20 protein-coding genes and 1 pseudogene are annotated in these 25254 nt (G+C 51.4%); 7 read left to right on the forward strand and 14 right to left on the reverse strand.

Annotated features, from left to right (window positions below):
• Positions 1 to 204: 204 nt before the first annotated feature.
• On the forward strand, positions 205 to 1113 hold the full coding sequence (gene yvcK, locus C1192_RS08430; protein WP_038354539.1) for a uridine diphosphate-N-acetylglucosamine-binding protein YvcK: 909 nt from the start codon (positions 205 to 207) through the stop codon (positions 1111 to 1113).
• Positions 1114 to 1305: 192 nt separating this feature from the next.
• Here yvcK and uvrB read toward each other — a convergent pair whose 3' ends face one another.
• From uvrB to bioB, 5 genes are all read right to left on the reverse strand, one after another.
• Positions 1306 to 3327, reverse strand: coding sequence for an excinuclease ABC subunit UvrB (uvrB, locus tag C1192_RS08435; RefSeq protein ID WP_000042544.1), 2022 nt, complete (start codon positions 3325 to 3327; stop codon positions 1306 to 1308).
• Between the two features lie 573 nt (positions 3328 to 3900).
• Positions 3901 to 4581, reverse strand: coding sequence for a dethiobiotin synthase (gene bioD / locus C1192_RS08440; protein WP_016248499.1), 681 nt, complete (start codon positions 4579 to 4581; stop codon positions 3901 to 3903).
• Positions 4574 to 5329, reverse strand: coding sequence for a malonyl-ACP O-methyltransferase BioC (gene bioC / locus C1192_RS08445; protein ID WP_001516028.1), 756 nt, complete (start codon positions 5327 to 5329; stop codon positions 4574 to 4576). Before bioC ends, bioD begins: the two co-directional genes overlap by 8 nt.
• A complete protein-coding gene (bioF, locus tag C1192_RS08450) occupies positions 5316 to 6470 on the reverse strand; it encodes an 8-amino-7-oxononanoate synthase (protein ID WP_038354540.1) in 1155 nt (384 codons plus the stop codon). Before bioF ends, bioC begins: the two co-directional genes overlap by 14 nt.
• On the reverse strand, positions 6467 to 7507 hold the full coding sequence (gene bioB / locus C1192_RS08455; RefSeq protein WP_000951218.1) for a biotin synthase BioB: 1041 nt from the start codon (positions 7505 to 7507) through the stop codon (positions 6467 to 6469). The genes bioF and bioB overlap by 4 nt, the downstream gene beginning before the upstream one ends.
• Before the next feature lie 86 nt (positions 7508 to 7593).
• Between bioB and bioA the strand changes: the two genes are divergently transcribed.
• From bioA to C1192_RS08470, 3 genes are all read left to right on the forward strand, one after another.
• Positions 7594 to 8883 carry an adenosylmethionine--8-amino-7-oxononanoate transaminase gene (gene bioA / locus C1192_RS08460; RefSeq protein ID WP_001516025.1) on the forward strand — a complete coding sequence of 430 codons (1290 nt, stop codon included), beginning with the start codon at positions 7594 to 7596 and terminating at the stop codon, positions 8881 to 8883.
• A gap of 58 nt (positions 8884 to 8941) precedes the next feature.
• Positions 8942 to 9418 (forward strand): kinase inhibitor, encoded by a 477-nt coding sequence (locus tag C1192_RS08465; protein WP_001516024.1) that lies wholly within the window; start codon positions 8942 to 8944, stop codon positions 9416 to 9418.
• Between the two features lie 151 nt (positions 9419 to 9569).
• Positions 9570 to 10853: a putative acyl-CoA thioester hydrolase gene (locus tag C1192_RS08470; protein ID WP_038354541.1), complete on the forward strand. Its 1284-nt coding sequence runs from the start codon at positions 9570 to 9572 to the stop codon at positions 10851 to 10853.
• A 233-nt stretch (positions 10854 to 11086) separates the two neighbouring features.
• Here the strand turns inward: C1192_RS08470 and C1192_RS08475 are convergent.
• The 3 genes and pseudogenes from C1192_RS08475 to C1192_RS08485 all read right to left on the reverse strand — a co-directional run bounded on the left by C1192_RS08475 (position 11087) and on the right by C1192_RS08485 (position 15977).
• A pseudogene (locus tag C1192_RS08475) lies at positions 11087 to 13348 on the reverse strand (hydratase).
• A gap of 67 nt (positions 13349 to 13415) precedes the next feature.
• Positions 13416 to 14849, reverse strand: a complete 1434-nt coding sequence (locus C1192_RS08480; protein ID WP_038354542.1) for an anion permease — start codon at positions 14847 to 14849, stop codon at positions 13416 to 13418.
• Positions 14850 to 14924: 75 nt separating this feature from the next.
• Positions 14925 to 15977, reverse strand: coding sequence for a 4-oxalomesaconate tautomerase (locus C1192_RS08485; protein WP_001516020.1), 1053 nt, complete (start codon positions 15975 to 15977; stop codon positions 14925 to 14927).
• 182 nt (positions 15978 to 16159) lie between these two features.
• On the opposite strand from C1192_RS08485, the gene C1192_RS08490 reads away from it, so the two are divergent.
• Positions 16160 to 17113 (forward strand): LysR family transcriptional regulator, encoded by a 954-nt coding sequence (locus C1192_RS08490; protein ID WP_001516019.1) that lies wholly within the window; start codon positions 16160 to 16162, stop codon positions 17111 to 17113.
• A 41-nt stretch (positions 17114 to 17154) separates the two neighbouring features.
• Here C1192_RS08490 and pgl read toward each other — a convergent pair whose 3' ends face one another.
• Complete coding sequence (gene pgl / locus C1192_RS08495; RefSeq protein ID WP_000815435.1) at positions 17155 to 18150, reverse strand: 6-phosphogluconolactonase; 996 nt, start codon at positions 18148 to 18150, stop codon at positions 17155 to 17157.
• A 154-nt stretch (positions 18151 to 18304) separates the two neighbouring features.
• Here pgl and ybhA point away from each other — a divergent pair, with 154 nt between their 5' ends.
• A complete protein-coding gene (ybhA, locus tag C1192_RS08500; protein ID WP_000213424.1) occupies positions 18305 to 19123 on the forward strand; it encodes a bifunctional pyridoxal phosphate/fructose-1,6-bisphosphate phosphatase in 819 nt (272 codons plus the stop codon).
• Here the strand turns inward: ybhA and modC are convergent, their stop codons facing one another.
• The 3 genes from modC to modA are packed head-to-tail and all read right to left on the reverse strand — an operon-like array spanning position 19124 to position 21647.
• Positions 19124 to 20182, reverse strand: a complete 1059-nt coding sequence (modC, locus tag C1192_RS08505) for a molybdenum ABC transporter ATP-binding protein ModC (RefSeq protein ID WP_000891658.1) — start codon at positions 20180 to 20182, stop codon at positions 19124 to 19126.
• A 2-nt stretch (positions 20183 to 20184) separates the two neighbouring features.
• Entirely contained in the window at positions 20185 to 20874 is a 690-nt protein-coding gene (modB, locus tag C1192_RS08510; protein WP_000604034.1) for a molybdate ABC transporter permease subunit, read from the reverse strand.
• Entirely contained in the window at positions 20874 to 21647 is a 774-nt protein-coding gene (modA, locus tag C1192_RS08515) for a molybdate ABC transporter substrate-binding protein (RefSeq protein ID WP_038354543.1), read from the reverse strand. Before modA ends, modB begins: the two co-directional genes overlap by 1 nt.
• A 215-nt stretch (positions 21648 to 21862) precedes the next feature.
• On the opposite strand from modA, the gene C1192_RS08520 reads away from it, so the two are divergent.
• Entirely contained in the window at positions 21863 to 23071 is a 1209-nt protein-coding gene (locus C1192_RS08520) for an IS256-like element IS1414 family transposase (protein WP_103194764.1), read from the forward strand.
• A 126-nt stretch (positions 23072 to 23197) separates the two neighbouring features.
• Here the strand turns inward: C1192_RS08520 and ltrA are convergent, their stop codons facing one another.
• Entirely contained in the window at positions 23198 to 24550 is a 1353-nt protein-coding gene (gene ltrA, locus C1192_RS08525; protein ID WP_103194782.1) for a group II intron reverse transcriptase/maturase, read from the reverse strand.
• Between the two features lie 450 nt (positions 24551 to 25000).
• The gene (gene acrZ / locus C1192_RS08530) at positions 25001 to 25150 is read right to left on the reverse strand and encodes a multidrug efflux pump accessory protein AcrZ (protein WP_000891515.1); all 150 of its coding nucleotides are present in this window, start codon (positions 25148 to 25150) and stop codon (positions 25001 to 25003) included.
• Positions 25151 to 25254: the final 104 nt, after the last annotated feature.

The raw sequence follows: 25254 nt of genomic DNA on the forward strand, positions 1-25254 counted from the left end.
ATATAGCGTCATGATCGTGCTATTTCGCTACAGAATAAGGGAATATGACGGTTTTACTTTGATATACATCATCAGGGATGCACAGCGAACCTCGTCCTTTAGAGGTAGAAGAAAATATTTGTATCCTCAATATTGGCAGGTTAATTGCCGTTTCCCTGTCAGTTGCGCTACTGTAGCGCGGATAATCTGACTTCAGGAATCTATATGCGCAATCGTACGCTGGCTGACCTTGATCGTGTTGTTGCACTCGGCGGAGGGCATGGATTAGGACGCGTTCTTTCATCACTTTCATCTTTAGGCTCTCGTTTAACGGGCATTGTCACCACCACCGATAATGGCGGTTCAACAGGCCGTATTCGCCGCTCAGAAGGCGGCATTGCCTGGGGCGACATGCGCAACTGCCTCAACCAACTGATAACGGAACCGAGCGTCGCCTCCGCGATGTTTGAATACCGTTTTGGCGGCAATGGCGAGCTTTCCGGGCATAATCTCGGAAACTTGATGTTAAAGGCGCTGGATCACCTTAGCGTGCGGCCTCTGGAAGCCATCAATTTAATTCGTAATCTGTTGAAAGTGGACGCGCAATTAATTCCGATGTCAGAGCATCCCGTTGATCTGATGGCCATTGACGATCAGGGGCATGAAGTTTATGGCGAGGTCAATATCGACCAGTTAACTACGCCAATTCAGGAATTGCTCTTAACCCCGAATGTGCCCGCAACGCGTGAAGCGGTTCATGCTATCAATGACGCAGATCTGATCCTTATCGGACCTGGCAGTTTTTATACCAGCCTGATGCCAATTCTGCTGCTTAAGGAAATAGCACAGGCATTACGCCGCACGCCAGCGCCGATGGTTTATATCGGCAATCTGGGGCGTGAATTGAGCCTGCCTGCGGCGAATCTGAAGCTGGAAAATAAGCTGGCGATTATGGAACAGTATGTCGGGAAGAAAGTGATTGATGCCGTAGTCGTTGGGCCGAAAGTGGATGTTTCTGCGGTCAGCGACAGAATAGTGATTCAGGACGTACTGGAGGCCAGCGATATCCCCTATCGCCATGACCGCCAGTTGTTACATAACGCACTGGAAAAGGCGTTACAGGCATTGGGTTAACGGGAAGCCGGAAGAGAATTCCGGATTCATATTGCTGACAAAGTGCACGTTATCCATGCCGGATACGGCCTACAAGCCGCGCAAATTCAATATATTGCAGAGATCATGTAGGCCTGATAAGCGTAGCGCATCAGGCAATTTTGCGTTCTCATTAGCCTCAAACAAGAAGAACATTCCTGCTTCTTCATCTCGTCACGACGCGGCAATAAACAGCTCACGCAACTGATGCAACTGGTCACGGATTTGCGCCGCCTCTTCGAATTCGAGGTTTTGCGCATGTTTCATCATCTGCCCTTCCAGCTCATGGATTTTCTGCTGCAACGCTTTTGGCGACATATCCATCGGCACATTATCCGGCTCAACAATCGGGCGCGATTTCCCTCTGCCCTTCGCTTTGGTTTTGGCAATGTTCTGCCCCAGCGCCAGGATATCGACCACTTTTTTATTAAGACCTTGTGGCGTAATACCATGCTCTTCGTTGTACCGCTGTTGTTTCTCACGACGACGTTCCGTTTCGCCAATCGCTTTCGCCATCGACGGGGTTATCTTATCACCGTAGAGAATCGCTTTGCCGTTGATGTTACGCGCCGCACGGCCAATGGTCTGGATCAGCGAACGTTCTGAACGCAGGAACCCTTCTTTGTCAGCATCGAGGATCGCCACCAATGAGACCTCCGGCATATCCAGACCTTCACGCAGTAAGTTGATCCCCACCAGTACGTCGAACTCGCCCAGACGCAAGTCGCGGATAATCTCCATACGCTCAACGGTATCAATGTCGGAGTGAAGATAACGCACGCGCTCACCGTGTTCTTCCAGATATTCCGTTAGATCTTCCGCCATTCGCTTGGTCAACGTCGTCACCAGAACGCGTTCGTTAATTGCCGCACGCAGGCGAATCTCCGAAAGAAGATCATCGACCTGGGTCGCTACCGGACGCACTTCGATAATCGGATCGAGCAAGCCAGTCGGGCGCACCACCTGATCCACCACGTCACCACCGGATTTCTCCAGTTCGTAATTACCTGGAGTCGCAGAAACATAAATCGTTTGCGGAGCCAGCGCTTCAAACTCCTCAAATTTCAGCGGACGGTTATCCAGCGCCGATGGCAATCGGAAACCATACTCCACCAGAGTCTCTTTACGCGCCCTGTCACCGCGATACATTCCGCCAATTTGTGGAATGGTGACGTGAGATTCATCGACCACCAGCAGACCATCGGCAGGCAGGTAATCAAATAACGTCGGCGGTGGTTCGCCAGGTCCACGCCCGGAGAGAAAGCGCGAATAGTTTTCAATCCCCGAACAGTAGCCCAGCTCATTCATCATCTCCAGATCAAACTGGGTTCGTTGAGTCAGACGCTGCTCTTCCAAAAGTTTATTGTTTTCCAGCAGCACTTTGCGTCGGTCCGCCAGTTCTGTTTTGATCTCTTCCATCGCCTGCACAATGCGTTCACGCGGCGTAACATAGTGCGTTTTCGGGTAGATGGTAAAACGTGGGACTGTTGAAACGATTTGCCCGGTTAATGGATCAAACAACGACAATCGTTCAACTTCTTCATCAAACAGCTCCACGCGTAGCGCAATGTCGTCGGACTCCGCCGGGAAAATGTCGATCACTTCACCACGCACGCGGAAGGTCCCGCGCTGGAATGCCTGGTCATTGCGGGTATATTGCAACTCCGCCAGGCGACGCAGGATCGCACGTTGGTCGATAATCATGCCGACCGTGAGGTGCAGCATCATTTTGAGATATAAATCAGGATCACCCAGACCATAAATAGCGGAAACTGACGCAACAACAATAACATCCCGCCGCTCCAGCAACGCTTTGGTTGCTGAAAGACGCATCTGTTCAATATGTTCGTTTACCGAGGCATCTTTCTCAATAAACGTATCAGAGCTTGGTACGTAGGCTTCCGGCTGATAGTAGTCGTAGTAGGAGACGAAGTATTCCACCGCGTTTTCCGGGAAGAATTCTTTCATCTCACCATAAAGTTGCGCTGCCAGCGTTTTGTTGGGTGCCAGCACCATCGTTGGGCGTTGCAGATCAGCAATGACATTAGCAATGGTGAAGGTTTTCCCCGACCCCGTCACACCGAGCAGAGTCTGGTGCGCGAGGCCATCCTCCAGCCCCTCTTTGAGGCGGCGAATCGCCTCCGGCTGATCGCCAGAAGGTTTGAACGCGGAATTCAGTTTGAATGGTTTACTCATGAGTCGCTACCTGAAGGAGTGGGCGGGCAGGTGTGTAATTTTACTCGTCATGATTAATAATGCCAACAAATAACACTGGATAAAAAAACAGGCTCACACCACAATATCTCTGTTACGCCGTAAACTAAGGTGTCAACCGTAGGCAAAATTGACGCAGTGACGAGATAAAACGCCAGTGTTGCAGGGTTATCCCCAGAGCAATGGCTTTTTTAACATTTGTCAAGATGGCTGATGACGGATTTATTGCAGGAGATGACACTTTCCTGACAGCCATTGCATTTATCTAACCAATTAAAAAATAACATATATTTCCTTAAGCCGTCTTTAGCGCCAATTTGCGTGCAGGCCGCGTATTCTCTCGCTTACATTACGTTTTCTAACTCTAATGCACATGGTTATCCACAGGAATAGTGGATAACTGCCTGCAGCCCCTATGTCCAGCCGCCTGGGCAATTCCCATACTAATCGTATAATGCAGGGGTAAAAATTTTTTCGCGATTTTTTTAGCCTTTGATTGGTTAAATTACGGACGACTGAAAACGCCAGCTCGCTCGCAATTCAACCAATTTTTTGCTACTTCAGTGAAGTGAGAGTGATATATCTTCCGGTTAACGCACTTTCTGGATTTTCCTCAAGCCAGGGGATTTCCCCCAGCAGCGGTGCAGGAATCATTCGTGTGAGAGTGGCCATATATTCGCCATGCCGTTTGCCTGGCGGCGTGACATCGTTTGCCACCCAGCCTGCGAGAGTGAGTCCAGCCTGCTGTACTGCCTGTGCTGTCAGCATCGCGTGATTAATGCAGCCCAGTTTTATCCCAACGACCAGAATCACCGGCAGTTGTTCGCTCTTCACCCAATCGGCAAAAGTGAAAGTAGCAGAAAGCGGCGTAAACCAGCCACCAGCACCTTCCACTAACACCCAGTCAGCCTGTTGCCCCAGCGCGCGTAATCCGGCGCTCATTACCTTCGGCTCAATCGGTCTACCCTCTTCCGCGCTGATGATATGTGGCGAAGTAGGTTCAGCGAAGGTGTAAGGATTTACCGTAGCGTAATCCAGGTGCAAGCTGCTGTTGCGCTGTAACGCCAGCGCGTCGCTGTTACGTAAACCTTCTGCAGTCATTTCGCTGCCGGAGGCCACCGGTTTATAACCTGCTGTCCGGTAACCTGCAGCCTTAGCGGCCTGTAAAAGCGCACAACTGGCAACGGTTTTCCCCACTTCGGTGTCCGTCCCGGTAACAAAAAAGCGTTTACTCACGAGTAATCACTCCCAAAAAAAGATGATAAGTCAGAGGGTATCGCCCCTGTTGTTGCGGCCAGGCCAGTTGCAATCGCTGTAACTGTGAACGTGTTAATACTCGCTGGTCGCGCCCTTCGTGAAGATGCGTTGCACCAATACCTTTCAGTGAACGCATGGCGCTGAGTGCGTCATCAAACCACAGCGTAATGGGTTGAATATTGTATTGATGACGAAAACCTTTCAACGCCCGTTCAATTTCTGCTGGCGGTAAAAAGTGATTAGCGTGGGGGCGTGCGTCTACAGCCTGCCATGCCTGATGTAGCTCTGGTAATGAGCCTTGTGCCAGGGTGGTAAACGCCACAATTCCGCCAGGACACACTACCCGATAAAGCTCGCGTAATGCCGTAGATAATTCAGCGCACCATTGCACGGCAAGGTTGCTCCACGCGAGATCAAACGTCGTGTTCGCCAGCGGTAAGGATTCGATATCCCCCGTCAGGTAATGATGTGCGGCATCCTGCTGACGTGCCTGTACAAGCATAAGCGGAGAGAGATCCAGTGCCGTCACCTGTGCGCTACGTTCACGCCAGCGGCGGCTCATCCAGCCAGGCCCGCAACCAGCGTCCAGCACCCGGGCGTACTGGCGTTGCGGGAGCATTGCCAGTAAGGCGTCGGCACTCTGGCGCTGCAACTCTGCGTGTTGCTCATACTGTGAGGCTGCCCGACCAAATGCCGCCGCAATGGCCTGCTTATTAACCGTTGCCATGCAGCACCTCCAGCAGACGGTCGATATCCGGTATTTCATGCCCTGCGGTTAAAGTCAGGCGCAGCCGCGCGGTGCCAGCGGGTACGGTTGGCGGGCGAATCGCCGTCACCCAGCAACCTTTCTGACGCAGGTTTTCTGCCAGGCGTAGCGCGCGAGCGTTATCACCAACGATTAATGGCTGGATGGCACTGCATGAGTCCGCGAGAGTAAATGGCGAACCCTGTACTCCACTACGAAAACGTGCAATCAGATCCGCCAGTTTTTCCCGCCGTGCGTCACCCTCTTCGCTACGAATCACCACTAGCGATGCACGTAATGCCTGCGCCTGAGCGGGCGGCATACTGGTGCTGTAGATAAGATGGCGGGCAAACTGCAACAGATAATCTGCCACGCTATCGGAGCAAAGTACCGCCGCCCCACTGACGCCAAATCCTTTGCCAAAAGTCACCACCAACAATTCTGGTTTCATCTTTTGCTGCCAGCAACTGCCGCGCCCCTGCTCACCGATAACGCCCGTCCCGTGGGCATCGTCGACCATTAACCAGGCGTTGTGCTGTTGCGCTACTTGCTGGATTTCTGCCAACGGCGCGCTATCACCGTCCATGCTAAACACGCCTTCTGTCACCACCAGTTGCTGCCCCGGACAGGAGGCTGTAAGCAGACGCGTCAGATGAGTGACATCGTTATGGCTAAAACGGCGAAGCTGCGCCGGACTTAAACTGGCAGCCTCCAGCAACGAAGCATGACTAAGACGGTCGGCAACGATGCGATCCTCTTTCGCCATCATCGCGGCAATGACCGCCTGATTGGCAGCGAAACCGGAGATAAACAGTAGCGCCCGCGAATAGCCCAGCCACTCCGCCAGTTCTTCTTCCAGCGCCTGATGCACCACGCTATAACCGCTGACATGCCCGGAACCGCCGCTACCGACACCAAATTGTTCCACACCCTGCTGCCAGGCGCGGATGATGTGCGGATGATGGCTTAAACCGAGGTAATCGTTACTGGAAAAGTTCAGATACTGGCGACCATCTGCCACCAGCCAGCGTCCGGCTCCCTGCGCCACCGGATAGCGACGACGCAGGGCATCAGCTTCGCGCCGCGCATCAAGCGCCGCGTCGATTTTCTCCTGCCAGGTCATAGGGCTGCCGCGTTGTAGTATTCGTCAGTGTCCGGGGTCATCAGCGCCTGCTCCAGACGCTGCTGTTGTTCGTTATCGCCCGCCAGAACGGCGGTTTGTTGCGGATTCAGCCCCAGTTTGCGGAACAGTTGCAGGTCTTTATCTTCTTCCGGATTCGGCGTGGTCAGCAATTTGCAGCCGTAGAAAATCGAGTTAGCCCCAGCCATAAAGCACATCGCCTGAGTCTGTTCATTCATCTGCTCGCGTCCGGCAGAAAGACGCACATATGAGGTCGGCATCATGATCCGCGCCACTGCAATGGTACGAATAAAATCAAAGGCATCGACATCATCGTTATCTGCCAGCGGCGTGCCTTTCACCTTCACCAGCATGTTGATCGGCACACTTTCCGGTGGCGTCGGTAGATTCGCCAGTTGTAGCAATAATCCGGCGCGATCTTTCACCGTTTCACCTAAACCAACAATGCCGCCAGAACAGACTTTGATCCCGGCTTCGCGCACTTTTTCCAGCGTATCAAGACGCTCCTGATAAGTGCGTGTAGTGATGATGTTGCCGTAAAACTCCGGCGAGGTATCAAGGTTGTGGTTGTAGTAATCCAGCCCGGCATTCGCGAGGCGCTGCGCCTGGGATTCGCTCAACGTGCCCAGCGTCATACACGCTTCCAGGCCCATCGCTTTTACCCCCTGCACCATTTGTTCCAGGTACGGCATATCGCGCTCGTGCGGATTTTTCCACGCCGCGCCCATGCAGAAGCGCGTCGAGCCAGCCGCTTTCGCTTTGCGCGCTGATTCCAGTACCTGTTCGACTTCCATCAACCGCTCAGCTTCCAGACCGGTTTTATAGCGAGAGCTTTGCGGGCAGTATTTGCAATCTTCCGGACAAGCGCCGGTTTTAATCGACAGCAAAGTGCTGACCTGTACCTGGCGAGGATCGAAATGCTGACGGTGAACCTGCTGCGCTTCGAACAGCAGATCCAGTAATGGTTTTTCAAATAATTCTGTGACTTGCGACAATGTCCAGCGTGGGCGGTGAGCCATGGGGCTTCTCCAAAACGTGTTTTTTGTTGTTAATTCGGTGTAGACTTGTAAACCTAAAACTTTTCAATTTGGTTTACAAGTCGATTATGACAACGGATGATCTTGCCTTTGACCAACGCCATATCTGGCACCCGTACACATCCATGACCTCCCCACTACCGGTTTATCCAGTGGCGAGCGCAGAAGGTTGCGAACTGATTTTGTCTGACGCCAGACGCTTGGTTGACGGTATGTCTTCCTGGTGGGCGGCGATCCACGGCTACAATCACCCACAGCTCAATGCCGCGATGAAATCGCAAATTGATGCCATGTCACACGTGATGTTTGGCGGTATTACCCATGCGCCAGCCATTGAGCTGTGCCGCAAACTGGTGGCAATGACGCCGGAATCGCTGGAGTGCGTTTTTCTCGCGGACTCCGGTTCCGTGGCGGTAGAAGTGGCGATGAAGATGGCGTTGCAGTACTGGCAGGCCAAAGGCGAAACGCGCCAGCGTTTTCTGACCTTCCGCAATGGTTATCATGGCGATACTTTTGGCGCGATGTCGGTGTGCGATCCGGACAACTCAATGCACAGCCTGTGGAAAGGCTACCTGCCGGAAAACTTGTTTGCTCCCGCCCCGCAAAGCCGTATGGACGGCGAATGGGATGAGCGCGATATGGTGGGCTTCGCGCGGCTAATGGCGGCGCATCGTCATGAAATCGCTGCCGTAATCATTGAACCTATTGTTCAGGGCGCAGGCGGGATGCGTATGTACCATCCGGAGTGGTTAAAACGAATCCGCAAAATGTGCGATCGCGAAGGTATCTTGCTGATTGCTGACGAGATTGCCACCGGTTTTGGCCGTACCGGCAAACTTTTTGCCTGCGAACATGCGGGTATCGCACCGGATATTTTATGTCTCGGCAAAGCCTTAACGGGCGGTACAATGACGCTTTCCGCCACACTCACTACGCGCCTGGTTGCGGAAACCATCAGTAACGGCGAAGCTGGCTGCTTTATGCATGGGCCAACTTTTATGGGTAATCCGCTGGCCTGCGCAGCAGCAAATGCCAGCCTGACGATTATCGAATCTGGCGACTGGCAGCAGCAGGTAGCGGCTATTGAAGCACAACTACGCGAGCAACTCACACCCGCCCGTGACGCCGAAATGGTTGCCGATGTCCGCGTGCTGGGGGCAATTGGTGTGGTCGAAACCACACGCCCGGTAAATATGGCGGCTCTGCAAAAATTCTTCGTCGAACAGGGGGTATGGATCCGGCCATTTGGCAAACTTATCTACCTGATGCCACCCTATATTATTCGCCCGGAACAGTTACAGCGCCTGACGGCAGCCGTTAACCGAGCGGTGCAGGATGAAACATTTTTTTGCCAATAACGAGAAGTCAGCGTGAGTGTTTCTGGCTACACTTTCTGCAAACAAGAAAGGAGGGTTCATGAAACTCATCAGTAATGATCTGCGCGATGGCGATAAGTTGCCGCATCGTCATGTCTTTAATGGCATGGGCTACGATGGCGATAATATTTCGCCGCACCTGGCGTGGGACGACGTTCCTGCGGGAACCAAAAGTTTTGTTGTCACCTGTTACGATCCGGATGCGCCAACGGGTTCTGGCTGGTGGCACTGGGTAGTTGTTAACTTGCCTGCCGATACCCGCGTATTGCCGCAAGGGTTTGGCTCTGATCTGGTGGCTATACCAGACGGTGTTTTGCAGACGCGTACCGATTTTGGTAAAACCGGATACGATGGCGCTGCGCCACCGAAAGGCGAAACCCATCGCTACATTTTTACCGTTCACGCACTGGATGTAGAACGTATTGATGTCGATGAAGGTGCCAGCGGCGCGATGGTCGGCTTTAACGTCCATTTCCACTCTCTGGCAAGTGCCTCGATTACCGCGATGTTCAGTTAAATACTCTGCCAGATGGCGCGATACCATCTGGCATCACTTAAAGGTATTAAAAACAACTTTTTGTCTTTTTACCTTCCCGTTTCGCTAAAGTTAGTATAAAAAAGCAGGCTTCAACGGATTCATTTTTCCATTTCAAAGCCCGGAGCAACCTGTGAACACATTTTCAGTTTCCCGTCTGGCGCTGGCACTGGCTTTTGGCGTGACGCTGACCGCCTGTAGCTCAACACCGCCCGATCAACGTCCTTCTGATCAAACCGCACCTGGTACGTCTTCTCGCCCGATTCTGTCGGCAAAAGAAGCGCAGAATTTCGATGCGCAGCACTATTTCTCCTCACTGACGCCAGGTGCTGCAGCGTGGAACCCTTCACCGATTACCCTGCCCGCGCAACCTGACTTTGTTGTTGGACCGGCGGGTACACAAGGTGTGACGCACACGGCCATTCAGGCTGCGGTGGATGCGGCAATTATCAAGCGCACCAATAAGCGCCAGTATATTGCCGTGCTGCCAGGTGAGTATGAAGGCACGGTTTACGTTCCTGCAGCTCCGGGTGGAATCACTTTGTACGGTACGGGTGAAAAACCGATTGATGTCAAAATTGGGCTTTCCCTTGATGGTGGAATGAGTCCTGCCGACTGGCGTCACGACGTCAACCCACGCGGCAAATATATGCCAGGTAAACCAGCGTGGTATATGTACGATAGCTGCCAGAGCAAACGCAGCGACAGTATCGGTGTACTGTGTTCTGCGGTCTTCTGGTCGCAAAACAATGGTCTGCAACTGCAAAATCTGACCATCGAAAACACCCTGGGCGATAGCGTAGATGCGGGTAATCATCCGGCGGTGGCGCTGCGTACCGATGGCGATAAAGTGCAGATCAATAACGTCAATATTCTCGGTCGTCAGAATACCTTCTTTGTCACCAACAGCGGTGTGCAGAACCGTCTGGAAACCAATCGCCAGCCGCGTACACTGGTGACAAATAGCTACATTGAAGGGGATGTGGATATCGTTTCCGGTCGTGGCGCAGTGGTGTTCGATAACACCGAATTCCGCGTGGTGAACTCTCGTACCCAGCAGGAAGCGTATGTTTTTGCACCGGCGACGCTGTCTAACATCTATTACGGTTTCCTCGCGGTAAACAGCCGTTTCAATGCTTCTGGTGATGGTGTCGCGCAATTAGGCCGCTCGCTGGATGTTGATGCCAATACCAACGGTCAGGTGGTAATCCGTGACAGTGTGATCAACGAAGGCTTCAACACTGTCAAACCGTGGGCCGATGCGGTGATCTCTAATCGTCCGTTTGCGGGTAACACCGGCAGCGTTGATGATGATGACGAAGTGCAGCGCAATCTGAATGACACAAACTACAACCGTATGTGGGAATACAATAACCGCGGCGTGGGTAGCAAAGTGGTTGCAGAGGCGAAGAAGTAAGCGCTGTTAACTATTGGCCGGATGCGGCGTAAACGCCTTATCCGGCCTACAGGTTCGATGCGATTTGTAGGTCGGATAAGATGCACAAGCATCGCATCCGACAATAAGTGCCGGATGCGGCGTAAACGCCTTATCCGGCCTACGGTTCAATGCGATTCGTAGGTCGGATAAGATGCGCAAGCATCGCATCCGACAATAAGTGCCGGATGCGACCTACATTCACATGACGCTTTTTACATCTGACGGTTTTTATTGAAGTTAATCAAACTCCCCGCCTTGATAATTTCGCGCTCTTCGGCAGTCAGGTTCTCCATATAGAGTGTAATTTCTGTTACTGGCACATCTTCATGGATCACGTAACCTTTGAACGTCGTACCGGGATTATCCAGCGCCGATTTAATGCCTGGAATATAAATGTAATCCCCCACGTCAAAGCTCGGCACTTCCACCATTTGCAGCGGTAACATCCCCCAGTTGATGACGTTAGAACGGTAACGTTTAGTCGCATATTCCTCAGCAATATTCGCCAGACCGCCAATTACACGCTGGCAGCTTGCCGCCTGTTCACGCGCAGAACCATCGCCTGGTTTGACCGCATAGACCATGCTGCCAATTTCAGTTTGCAGCGGATCAATATTTTCCTGACCAGCAATCTGCTTAATACGCGCAAACACCTCTGCCAGCTCGCTGATGTTCCCCGCCAGACGTTTATTTTCCAGCTCGGCAGTGGCTTTACTTCTGCCGACATAACCCGGATCGCGGCGTGACAAAGTAAACTCCGCCAGACCAATCGGATTTGAACGATACGAAGAGGTTTCACCGGAAGGAATCAATTCGTCGGTAGTGGTCACTTCGTCGAGGATCTTCGAACACACTTTAAGGACGATATTGTCAGTCAGCGCACCTAATTCTGGCCAGTCTTTGATGTTCGGCCCGTAGATCAGCGGTTGCTGAGTCGCCCCTTTCACAAAGCCCTGATAAACACGGTTTTTATACGGAGTTACATCGAAGGCGTACTCCGGCACGTTGCCCCAGCAGTCGAGTTCGCTGGCAGAAGTTAAGTACCCACCGTTTGCGGCAGTTGCGGCGATAGAACGAGCGTCCATCAACGCCACCGCTGACATTTGGCCATTGGCTGGCTTAGAGCCTTCACGGTTCGGGAAGTTACGCGTGGTGTGGCGAATACTCAAACCGTTGTTGATTGGCGTATCACCCGCGCCAAAACATGGGCCGCAGAATGCGGTTCTGATGATTGCGCCTGCGCCAATCAAATCCGCCACTACGCCTTTTTTGGCTAAATCCATAAACACCGGCTGTGATGACGGGTAAACCGCCAGCGAGAAAGTGTCGTTGCCACAAGATTGACCGCGCAGCGCATTTGCTGCGGCGATGACGTTTTCATAGTTACCGCCAGAGCAACCCGCAATAATCCCCTGCTGCACTTTCAGGCGACCATTTTCCACTTTATCCAGCAGCGAGAGTTTGGCTTTACCATGCGCTACGCGTTCGGACTCAATTTCAATCTCACGCAGAATGTCAGTCAGATTCTGGTTCAGCGTGTCAATTTCATAGACGTTGCTCGGATGGAATGGCAGCGCAATCATTGGCTTGATGGCGCTTAAATCAACGCTAATACAGCCGTCGTAATAAGCCATTGGCTGTGGATTAAGCTGGCTGTAATCCTCACCGCGACCGTGCAGCGCCAGCCAGTTATGCACTTCGTCATCAGTTTGCCAGACGGAGCTTAAACAGGTGGTTTCAGTGGTCATCACGTCAACGCTGTTACGGAAATCGGTAGAGAGAGCCGCAACACCCGACCCCACGAACTCCATCACTTTGTTTTTGACATAACCGTTTTTGAACACCGCACCGATAATCGCCAGCGCCACATCCTACGGCCCGACATAGGGGGCTGGTTTGCCGGTCAGATGTACCGCTACTACGCCCGGATAGTCGATATCCCAGGTGTCATTCAGCAGTTGCTTAACCAGCTCGCCGCCGCCTTCACCAACCGCCATCGTACCTAACGCACCGTAGCGGGTATGGCTGTCTGACCCGAGGATCATTTTTCCGCCGCCTGCCATCATCTCACGCATATATTGATGGATTACCGCAATGTGCGGAGGCACAAAAATACCGCCATAACGCTGAGCTGCCGATAAACCAAAAATATGGTCATCGCCATTAATAGTGCCACCCACTGCACACAATGAGTTATGGCAATTGGTCAGCACATACGGCAGCGGAAAACGCTCCATCCCGGAGGCTTTGGCGGTCTGAATAATCCCGACAAAGGTAATATCGTGTGAGGCCAATGAATCAAACTTAATTTTAAGTTTGTCCATATTTCCTGACGTATTATGGGAAGAGAGAATAGACCAGGAAATCGTGCCTTTTTTGGCTTCTTCTTTTTTTATTTCGCCAGTGAAATATTCTTCGGCAATTATTTCGTTATTACTGGCGAGAAACACGCCTTTTTCAGACAACTTGATCATCAGAGACTCCAGATATCTGCGCACCGTAAAGTGCGCAGAAAGATAATGAAGGGATATTTGAGAATATTTACAGCATGTTCCAGCCGATCAGCATATTCCACCACCATACACCGAGGGTGATATGTACCAGGAAAGTTAATATCGTCAGTACCGCACCGACCAACCACCAGGATTTAATATCGTTGTAACCCACGCCGAAGATGACCGGACCTGCCGCGCCGCCATAGTGAGTGACCATGCCGCCGTAGGAGTTGGAGAACAGCAGAGCCAACGCGGTTAACATTAACGGTGCACCGGAGACATTCGCCAGCATGGCAAATACCGGTAACATAGCTACGATATAGGCACTACCGGAAGCGAAGAAATAACGCACAATGATGCTAAGGAAAATAATCACGAAGAAGGCAACGTTACCGTGACCATCAAATGCCAGATTATTTTTAAAGACTTCGGCTAACCATTCAAAGAATTTTACTTTCGATAATAGTGAGCTTAAGCCGATAATACCGCCGTACCAGATTAAGGTATTCCAGCCGCCTTTATTTTTAACCACGTCTTCCCAGGTCACAATACCCAGCAGCAGCATGGTCACCATAACAACAATAGCCACGGTAGATTCATCAACCCCAAGAGTCTTACTGAAAATCCACCCCAGCAGCGCCAGCACAAATACACCGAGCAGCATTTTTTCGCGAATTTTCATCGGCCCCAGTTCAGAAAGACCCGCTTTGGCGATGGTTTTGTTATCCACTTTTTTGATTTCTGGTGGATACATGGTGTAAATCACCAGTGGAGTGACCAGCAGCATAATGATGCCAGGCAAACCGGCAGCCAGCGCCCACCCACCCCAGCTAATTTGCAGGTGCAGAATGTCGTTGATCATTTTCAGCGCCAGGATGTTCCCCGCCATTGCGGTAAAGAACATATAGCTGGTGGTTTTGGTGACCATGTAAATGGACATCATCAGGTAATGCCCAACACGACGCGGGCTTTTTTCCGGTTCAGAACCCAGAGCCACCACCACGCTGTTGATAATCGGCAATACGATACCGCCAGCACGCGCGGTGTTAGACGGTGTTGCCGGAGCCAGTACCAGATCGAGGAATACGGTAACGTAACCCAGTCCCAGGGTAGTGCTACCAATTTTACCAATCAGCAGATAAGCGATACGTTTACCTAAGCCGGTGGTAACAAACGCGGCGCTTAAGGTGAACGCAGAGAATACCAGCCAGGTTGTACCGGAAGAGTATCCACTTAGTACGGCGGTGGTTTTGAACTCTCCACCAGATAAGTTACCCACCACCACCATCGAGGCAGCAACCGCAATTAACAGCACGACAGGTTCCGGGAAAGGCTTGATGACCAGCCCTACAATTGCTGCCAGATAAATACCAAAAAGCACCCACGCCAGTTCACTTAATCCTGCCGGGGCTGGCATAAAGCCAATAATACACGGGATCGCTAATATCAGAATTAGCTTCCATAATGATTTTTTATTCATTTAATATCCTGCACTTTCTGTATTATTAATACAGAATTCCTTTATTGATTGTCCTTATCACGACAAAGAAATTTTTCAGGGAAGATAAACTTCACCGGAAAATATTTTTCTGGTCGTCCGAATAACAGATGCACGTAACGTTGTGGCATCCTGACCTTCATTACTTAAATGAACGTCAAGCGCACCACTGGGGTGTTCAATATTGATATTGCCGTAACCCACTGAAGGAACAATTTGCCGGGTGACCGTGCCTTCCAGCGCACAGCTACTGGATATGGCAATAGCTCCGGTTATCGCCAGCGCGCGATGACAAGAATGCGGCATAAAATAACGTACATTAATCGCACCGCCTTTCTGCGCTGGGGAAATAAGCACGGGTTTAGGAATTACCATATTACTGACATCTCCTAACCCCATTGCTTTACCGGCTTGCAGACGGATAGATTCAACACGGGCTAATAATGCTTTATCAGCATCTAATTCCACAGGCAATTCATAGCCTGTTTTTCCAAGATATTCAGCAGGAATAATGACCACCGGCATGGCCATATCGATACAGGTCACCGGAACATCGTCAAAATAATCAATCGGTTTATCCGTCGGGAAAACTTTTCCAGTTTTCGTCCCTGCGGCATTCAGGAAAGTGAGCGCGACCGGTGCGGCAGTTCCTGGCACGCCGTCAATTCTGGCGCTACCTTCGTACTCGACGACACCATTTGGCGTTTGCACATCAGCTTCGATGAGAGTGTCAGTATTGACGTTGCGGATACGCACGCGAGTAACCGGTGACGTTGCAGTGATCAAACCATTTTCAATCGCGAATGCCCCAACGCCAGACAACATATTGCCGCAGTTAGGCGTAGTATCGACACGCTGCTCATGGACGATTACCTGTGCAAACAAATAATCGACATCAGCACGCGAATCGCTGGAACGGCTAATAATGGCGACTTTACTGGTCAGCGGATTACCGCCGCCGATACCGTCAATTTCCAGATCATTCCCGGAACCCATAATTGCCATCAATATTTTATCGCGCTGCGTTTGATCTTCGGGTAAATGTTCCGCTAACAGGAACGCCCCCCTCGAGGTTCCACCTCGCATCATCACGCAGGGTATTTTTTTCATAATAATGCCCTCAATTTAAAAACATAACTTATTGCGATATGGTCACATTAAGGGCAAAGCATCTCTAATGACTTTAGCTCAACGATTAATAACATTTTTCATTAATTTAAGTAATTAAATTGCAGTTAAACTGTTTAACTGTAAATTACTAAAAAGCACAGGTTCCATTTTTCGGAGTAGTAATGAAGCATGAATTATCAAGTATGAAGGCGTTTGTCACGCTGGCAGAGTCCAGTTCATTTAACAACGCCGCTAAATTACTTAATATTACGCAACCTGCATTAACACGCAGAATAAAAAAGATGGAAGAGGATTTACATATCCAGCTCTTTGAGCGTACAACTCGCAAGGTTACTTTAACAAAAGCGGGAAAAATGCTGCTACCAGAGGCTCGGGGATTAATAAATAAATTTGATGAAACTCTTTTTAATATTCGTGGCATGAATGCTCATCATCGAGGAATGGTGACATTAGCGTGTATTCCAACCGCGGTGTTCTATTTTTTACCGCTGGCGATCGGCAAATTTAATGAGCTATATCCCAATATTAAAGTGCGGATTCTGGAACAAGGCACGAATAATTGCATGGAGTCGGTGCTATGTAACGAGTCTGACTTTGGCATAAACATGAACAACATCACAAATTCATCCATTGATTTTACCCCACTGGTCAACGAGCCGTTCGTGCTGGCCTGTCGGCGTGACCATCCATTAGCCAAAAAGCAGCTAGTGGAATGGCAGGAACTGGCGGGTTACAAAATGATTGGTGTACGCTCCTCCAGCGGCAACCGACTGCTGATTGAGCAAAAACTGGCCGACAAGCCCTGGAAGCTGGACTGGTTTTACGAAGTGCGTCATCTTTCGACGTCATTAGGACTGGTTGAGGCGGGGTTGGGGATTTCGGCGCTTCCTGGTCTGGCAATGCCCCATGCGCCCTATTCTTCTATCATCGGTATTCCGCTGGTGGAACCGGTTATTCGTCGGACATTGGGGATTATTCGCCGCAAAGATGCCGTACTTTCTCCAGCGGCAGAACGCTTTTTTGCCTTACTGATTAATTTGTGGACTGACGATAAAGACAATTTGTGGACCAATATCGTCGAACGCCAGAGACATGCGTTACAGGAGATGAGTTAATACGCCCGGCGCAATAGATTCAGCGCCGGGTAAGTCAACGGTTAGTGTGCGTTCACCACTACCCACATTGGCCCCTGTCCGACCGCATAGCGACCTTTTTCATGCAGCAGCCCCTGCTCACCGACAATTTCGTACACTGAGATGTGGTGAGATTTTTGTCCGGCAGCAATCAGGTACTTGCCGCTGTGATCGACGTTAAAGCCGCGCGGCTGGGTTTCAGTTGGCTGGAAGCCCTCTTTACTTAACACACTGCCATCTTCCGAGACGCTGAAGACGGTAATCAGGCTGGCGGTACGGTCACAAGCATATAAATGTCGACCATCCGGAGTGATATGAATATCAGCCGCCCAACGGGTGTCGGAAAAGTTTTCCGGCATCATATCCAGGGTCTGTACACATTCGATATTGCCGTGCGGATCTTTCAGTTCCCAGACATCAACTGAGCTGTTTAACTCATTGACACAATAAGCATATTGTTCGTTTGGATGGAACACCATATGACGTGGGCCGGCACCTTCGACGGTAGTCACTTCTGCCGGATCCTGCGCCACCAGATGACCGTCATCGCTGACCGTAAACAGGCAAATACGATCCTGCTTTAATGCCGGAACCCACAGCGTGCGGTTATCCGGCGAAATATTGGCGGAATGGCAGCCGTCCAGTCCCTCAACCACATCGACCACGCCCACTGGCAGGCCATCTTCCAGACGCGTTACGCTTACATTGCCTGCGTTGTAAGAGCCGACAAAAACAAATTGTCCCTGATGATCGGTGGAAATATGGGTCGGGCTACCCGGCAACGCCGACTCTGCGGCGAATGTCAGTGCGCCATCGTCTGGTGCAATGCGATACGCCAGTACGCGAAACTCCGGACGAACGCCAACATAGAGATAACGCTTATCCGGGCTGACCACCATCGGCTGCACCTGCCCCGGGACATCAACAACCTGTGTCAGCGTCAGTGCGCCTTCATGATTCAGGTTCCAGACGTGAATTTGCTGACTCTCAGGGCTGGCGATATAAACGGTTTGCTTCATGAATGCTCCTTTGCATTTAGCAACTGACTGTAACAGCTAAAATTAGTCGCTTTTGGCGGTGAATGCTGAATTAAAGCGCAGAATTTTGTCCGATAGTGGTATCGGTGTACCATTCACTTAGACGAAAATTCTTAACCTTAATCTGGAAAACGCCATGACCACACGCGTGATTGCTCTCGACTTAGACGGCACCTTATTGACCCCGAAAAAGACCCTACTTCCTTCATCAATAGAAGCACTTGCCCGCGCTCGCGAGGCTGGCTATCAATTGATTATCGTCACGGGTCGCCATCACGTCGCTATCCACCCTTTTTATCAGGCACTGGCGCTGGATACACCTGCTATTTGCTGTAATGGCACCTATTTGTATGATTATCATGCAAAAACTGTGTTGGAAGCTGACCCAATGCCCGTCAACAAGGCCTTGCAACTCATTGAGATGTTGAATGAACACCACATTCACGGTCTGATGTATGTGGATGATGCGATGGTTTATGAGCACCCGACCGGGCATGTTATTCGTACCTCTAACTGGGCACAGACACTGCCACCGGAACAACGTCCGACTTTTACCCAGGTAGCCTCACTGGCCGAGACGGCGCAAGAAGTTAATGCGGTGTGGAAATTCGCTCTGACGCACGATGATCTGCCGCAATTGCAGCATTTTGGTAAACATGTTGAACACGAGTTGGGGTTGGAGTGTGAATGGTCCTGGCACGATCAGGTTGATATTGCGCGCGGCGGTAATAGTAAAGGCAAACGCCTGACGAAATGGATTGAAGCACAAGGCTGGTCAATGGAAAACGTGATTGCATTTGGCGATAACTTTAATGATATCAGTATGCTGGAAGCTGCTGGCACAGGTGTGGCAATGGGCAATGCTGATGACGCGGTAAAAGCTCGCGCCAACATTGTGATTGGTGACAATACCACTGACAGCATTGCCCAGTTCATTTATAGCCACCTGATTTAATCAGGCAGTTATCGACACACTTTTAATTTGCGCGTACAGCCACAGACCCGGTCTGATTGCCAGTTCGTCCCTGGCCCACGGGCTAATACGCGCCCACAGCGTTTTACCGCCGACTTCCAGTTCGACTTCCACCTGACCATTATCGTCATAACTGTTGACCACTTTTGCGCGCAACACGTTGCGGATGCTGGTTTGCTGCGGTGGTTGTAAAACCAGAGAGACATCGGATGCCTGAATGCGAATACGTAGCGCGGCTTGCAGCGGTTCGTCCAGCTTATTAACCCACAAATGCTGATCGCCCAGCGCCAGCGCGGTCATCGCATAATGCGGGTGATGCTCCAGTACCGTCACTTTCAGAATGCTGCTTTGTTGCTCTTTCGGCAGCCACGGATTCATCACGCTACTGCCCCAGACGTCTTCCAGTGCACCAAAGGCTTTCACCTGACCGTTTTCCAGCACCATAACCCGGTCTGCCAGATGAAGGATCTCATCCAGTGAATGGCTGACATAGAGCATTGGAATGTTGATTTCCCGCGTCAAACGTTGCAAATAAGGCAACAGTTCGCGTTTACGCGGAATATCCAGCGACGCCAGCGGTTCATCCAGTAACAGTAATTCCGGAGCCGTCAGCAAGGCCCGACCAATCGCCACGCGCTGTTTTTCGCCCCCGGAAAGACTGCCCGGTAAGCGGTCAAGCAAGGGTTCAATACCTAAAAGCGCCACCAGTTTGTCGAACTGATCGACCATGCTTTTCGCCATGCCATAGCGCAGATTGCCACGCACTTTGTAATGCGGAAACAGCCGCGCATCCTGAAAAACATAGCCAACGCGACGCTTTTCCGGCGTCAGGCAGATACCTTTTTCGGCATCATTTAATACCCGACCATTGAGGACAATTCGCCCTTTTTGCGGACGAGTCAGCCCACTGATAGCGTTAATTAGCGAGGTTTTTCCCGCACCGGAAACACCAAAGATAGCGGTGATGCCATTAGCTGGCAGCTTTTCATTAATGGTCAGGCAATGGTTGCCCAAAGTCTGGGAAAAATTCAATTCCAGCATGATTAACGCCCCGCCCGTTCACGACTGATTCTGGCCAGCCATTCCGAGATCAGCAGGGAGATCATCGCCAGCGCAATAGAGATAATACAAAGTCTTGCCGCGCCGCTTTCGCCGCCAGGAGTCTGGATCAGGGTATACATGGCAGAAGGAATGGTTCGCGTTTCGCCAGGAATGTTCGAAACAAAGGTGATGGTGGCGCCAAATTCACCGAGCGAACGTGCGAAAGCCAGTACCGTACCGACGATAATTCCCGGCAACGTCAGCGGTAACGTAATAGTAAAGAAAACGCGCCAACGCCCGGCCCCCAGCGTTCTTGCGGCCTGTTCCAGTTTGACATCAACCCCTTCCAGCGCCAGACGAATCGCCCGCACCATCAGTGGAAAAGACATGACTGCGGCAGCGAGGACTGCGCCACGCCAGCTAAACGCGAAGGTAATGCCAAACCAGTCATACAGACGTTCACCGATAAATCCGCGCCGCCCCATCGAAACTAACAGCAAGTAACCGACGACCACTGGCGGTAACACCAGAGGTAGATGCAGTACACTGTCGAGCAGAGCTTTGCCCGGAAACGTGCAGCGCACCAGTAACCAGGCAAAAAAGATCCCAAACGGCAGGCTAAACAGCACAGCCAGGGAAGAAACTTTCAGGCTTAATAAAACTGCCTGCCATTCTGGATCGGTCAGTATCATTACTTAGTTGTAAATCCGTAACGTTTAAAGATTTCCGCTGCCTGCGGTCCCTTCAGATAATCGTAAAATGCTTTCACTGTCGCATTGTTATGCCCTTTCACGACAGCAACCGGATATTCCACTTTTTTATGCGAATCTTCCGGGAAGGTAGCAACCACTTTTACCCCTTTGCTGGCAACCGCGTCAGAACCGTAAACAATGCCCAGCGGTGCTTCATTGCGTTCAACCAGCGCCAGTGCCCCGCGAACATCTTCTGCCGGAGCCAGTTTCGGGGAGAGGGTATCCCATGCGCCCAGTTTTTGCAGAGCTTCTTTCGCATAAATGCCGGCCGGAACATGTTCCGGATCACCAACAGCCAGGCGACCGCCATTCAGTAAAGTGGTCCAGTTAGTTTTGCTATCGATGGTGAACTCTTTCTGCTCGCTGGTTTTCGGTGCTACAACGACCAGGCTATTGCCGAGCAATGTCTGACGCGTAGCGGTATCAATCCCTTTTTTATCAATTGCATAATCCATCCATTTCTGATCGGCAGAAATAAACAGATCCGCTGGTGCGCCAGCTTCAATCTGACGAGCTAAGGTAGAAGAAGAGGCAAAAGAAGAAACGACATCCACGCCCTTCTCTTTTTTATACTGTGTGGCGATATCCTGCATCGCATTGGTCAGTGATGCTGCAGCAAAAACCGTGATTTTCCCTTCATCCGCCAACGCGTTGCCAGCAACGGTGAAAGAGAGCGCCGCCCCGGCAAACAGGTTTAACCATTTACGAGCCATTTGTAACCCCTTTATTTAACGTTATGTAGGCGTCAATATAACGGCAAGTTCAGAATTTTCCCAGCAGTTATTGTTAACCTTTGAGAGGTAGTTAGAAAAAATATCGGCAGGAAAAGCAGGAAGTTGAGGAAATCGGGATAGGAGAGCCTGTACATAGATTTGTGTAATTGCCTGATTTTGATATGTTCAATCCAGCATCAAATGAAGGTTAATTTATGGACGAAAAACAGTTACAGGCTCTGGCTAACGAACTGGCCAAAAACCTCAAAACCCCTGAAGACCTCAGTCAGTTTGATCGGCTGCTGAAAAAGCTCAGCGTTGAAGCCGCTCTCAATGCAGAGATGACACACCATCCTGGGTATGAGAAAAATCAGTCCAGACCAGGAGCTAACTCCCGCAACGGTTTTTCCACAAAGACCGTTATCACAGGCGACGGTCCACTGGAACTGCGTACTCCGCGCGATCGTGACGGTACCTTCGAACCACAACTGGTAAAGAAAAATCAGACCCGTATTACCGGGATGGATAACCAGATCCTCTCGTTGTATGCCAAAGGGATGACCACCCGTGAGATAGCTGCTGCGTTCAAAGAACTGTATGACGCAGATGTTTCACCGGCACTGATATCAAAGGTTACCGATGCCGTGATGGAGCAGGTTGTAGAATGGCAAAACCGACCACTGGATGCTGTTTACCCCATTGTTTATCTTGACTGTATCGTCCTGAAAGTTCGGCAGGACAGTCGCGTCATCAACAAATCGGTGTTCCTGGCACTGGGCATCAATATCGAAGGTCAGAAAGAACTGCTGGGTATGTGGCTGGCCGAAAATGAAGGGGCGAAGTTCTGGCTCAATGTGCTGACTGAACTGAAAAACCGCGGTCTGAACGATATCCTCATCGCCTGTGTGGATGGCCTGAAAGGCTTCCCGGATGCCATCAACACAGTATATCCGAAGGCCCGCATCCAGTTATGCATCGTGCATATGGTGCGCAACAGCCTGCGCTTCGTGTCATGGAAGGACTACAAAGCCGTCACTCGCGACCTGAAAGCGATTTATCAGGCTCCCACGGAAGAGGCAGGCCAGCAGGCACTGGAAGCGTTCGCTGCGGCCTGGGACTGTCGCTATCCTCAGATAAGCCGAAGCTGGCAGGCTAACTGGCCGAATCTTGCCACGTTCTTCGCTTATCCAACGGACATCCGCAAAGTGATCTATACGACGAATGCCATCGAGTCGCTAAACAGCGTGATCCGCCATGCGCTCAAAAAGCGTAAAGTGTTCCCGACAGACGACTCGGTGAAAAAAGTGGTGTGGCTGGCAATCCAGTCTGCGTCCCAGAAATGGACGATGCCGTTGAAGGACTGGCGAATGGCAATGAGCCGCTTTATTATCGAGTTCGGTGACCGCCTGGACGGTCACTTCTGAGAAAAGGCATTTACACAGAATCTTAAACAGGCTCGGATAGGAGCTGATCTCACGATCAGCTTCCTCCCACACCACCGTACGTACGGGGCCGTATACGGCGGTTCGGTTATGTTGATCGTCGCCTGCCTATACTTCTGGCAGGCCCAGTCTGGAGAACAGCTTATTGGGGAGTGCTATATTCAGTGCCGGACTACAGCTTATCCGCCACTCTTTATGGCAGCTTCCTGCTGTTTGCGCCGCAAGGTCCTTGCTTACGCCTCGACTGCGCAACTCCCTGAAGCGGTTGCGGCCCGTTTTCCACTGTTTCCAGAGTATGCTTCGCAGCCTGCGCCTTATCCATCCGTTCAGCTCTCGCATCAGCGATGGCCTCTGGTTCAGCCCGTAGTAACTTTTCCAGCCCGTCAGATATCGTCTTAGCGGCTGAGTTAGCTGTTCAAGGCTTCTCCCTGTGTTGCGTCCGGTCAGTGCTCTTATCCGCATTTTGAACCGTTTTATCGACTCCGGCGATACCACGCACCATACCTTCCGCCCCCTTATGAAGCTGTATCCAAGGAACTTGCGCGTTTCAGGGCGTGCTACAGCACTCTTCTTCGCGTTGACCTTCAGCTTCAGTTTATGGCTCAGCCAGTGCGTCAACCCCGCCATGATCCGGTTGCCTGCCCGTTCGCTTTTCACGTAGACATTACAGTCGTCTGCGTACCGCACGAACTTCAGACCACGTTTCTCCAGTTCCTTGTCGAGGTCGTCAAGCAGCAGGTTCGATAGCAGCGGCGACAGTGGGCCGCCCTGCGGCGTTCCTTCTGTCACCGGCCTTACCAGACCTGCGTCCATCACCCCTGCATTCAGGAACCTGCGGATAAGTGACAACACCCGTTTATCCGATACTCGTTTCTCTATCCGGCTCATCAGCACATCGTGATTTACCCGGTCGAAGAACTTCTCCAGATCGAGGTCGACCACCCAGTGATACCCGGCCCCGATATGTTCCCGGGCTTGTATCACTGCCTGGTGGGCCGAACGACCGGGACGGAACCCGTAGCTGTTGTCGCTGAACGAGCTATCCCACTGTGCCTGCAATACCTGCATCATCGCCTGCTGGATGAAGCGATCCACCACCGTCGGGATGCCCAGCAGACGTTCGCCGCCGCCGGGCTTCGGTATGGACACTCTTCTCACAGGAGATGGGCGGTATCTGCCGGACAGCAGTTGCGCTTTCAGCTCTGGCCAGTGGTGCCTCAGGTAGTCCGGCAGTTCGCTTACGCGCATACCATCGACTCCCGCTGCACCTTTGTTGGCTTTAACTCTTTTCAGGGCTTGCCTGAGATTGACTGGTTCACAAATGGCTTCCATCAGCCACACTGTTGACGACGGACTTTCTCTGTTCGTCGGTGCCTGCACGGTTTCAGCCCCCGGAAGGGCGGCGTTCGGGGCTTCACCCCGTTCCCCGGCCTCAGGGTCGCGATGCGTTTTCTGCTGCATGACCGTTCAGAACCTCCGTTGATACTCGTCACTCATTACCGTTCGGGCCTTCGGGTGTCATGCCCTACTATGCCCTCTGCTGACTCCTGTCCGCCGGTCAGCGCCCCTTACGGTACGCTCAGTTCTGGATACAGAACGACGGACAGGCCTCCCGGGGTAAGTTCAGCCGCCTTCACCACACACCTGTCCGATTTACCACCCCGGTTCTTGATGGTTATGGCCTTCGCAATTCTTTGCTTGCTCCGCCAACCGGGTAGGCCTCGTATCGGATTTCTGTTCGTCAGGTCATGGATTTGCTTCACGCTTCCTTCAGACCCCGCCTCACGACGACGCCCTTGCGCTTCGCTAGTCCTTCGCCACCATCAGGCTGGACAGGGGACTTTCACCCCCGAGCTGCTGAACATGCCCGGCACACAAAGAAAATGCCCGACCGAGCGGGCATTCATGGAATCAATGATTTTGTCCGGGCTGGTCTTTTTTACCAACACCAGAAAAGATGTTGAATACTTCACCAAGACCGTAAATCAGACCCAGGATGATGGCCATCACGACAGGTACCATGATTACGGCGAATACCAGACTTTTTAATAACTCTAACATGGTCAACTCCAGATATAGTCCTGTCATTATTCTAACCGCTAAGCACAGAAAAGCACTCCCCTTTTGTGCGGTCAGCTTTGCGTGGCGCTCATTTTCCGTCACAA

This window comes from Escherichia marmotae (assembly GCF_002900365.1).
GTDB classification, from domain to species: Bacteria; Pseudomonadota; Gammaproteobacteria; order Enterobacterales; family Enterobacteriaceae; genus Escherichia; species Escherichia marmotae.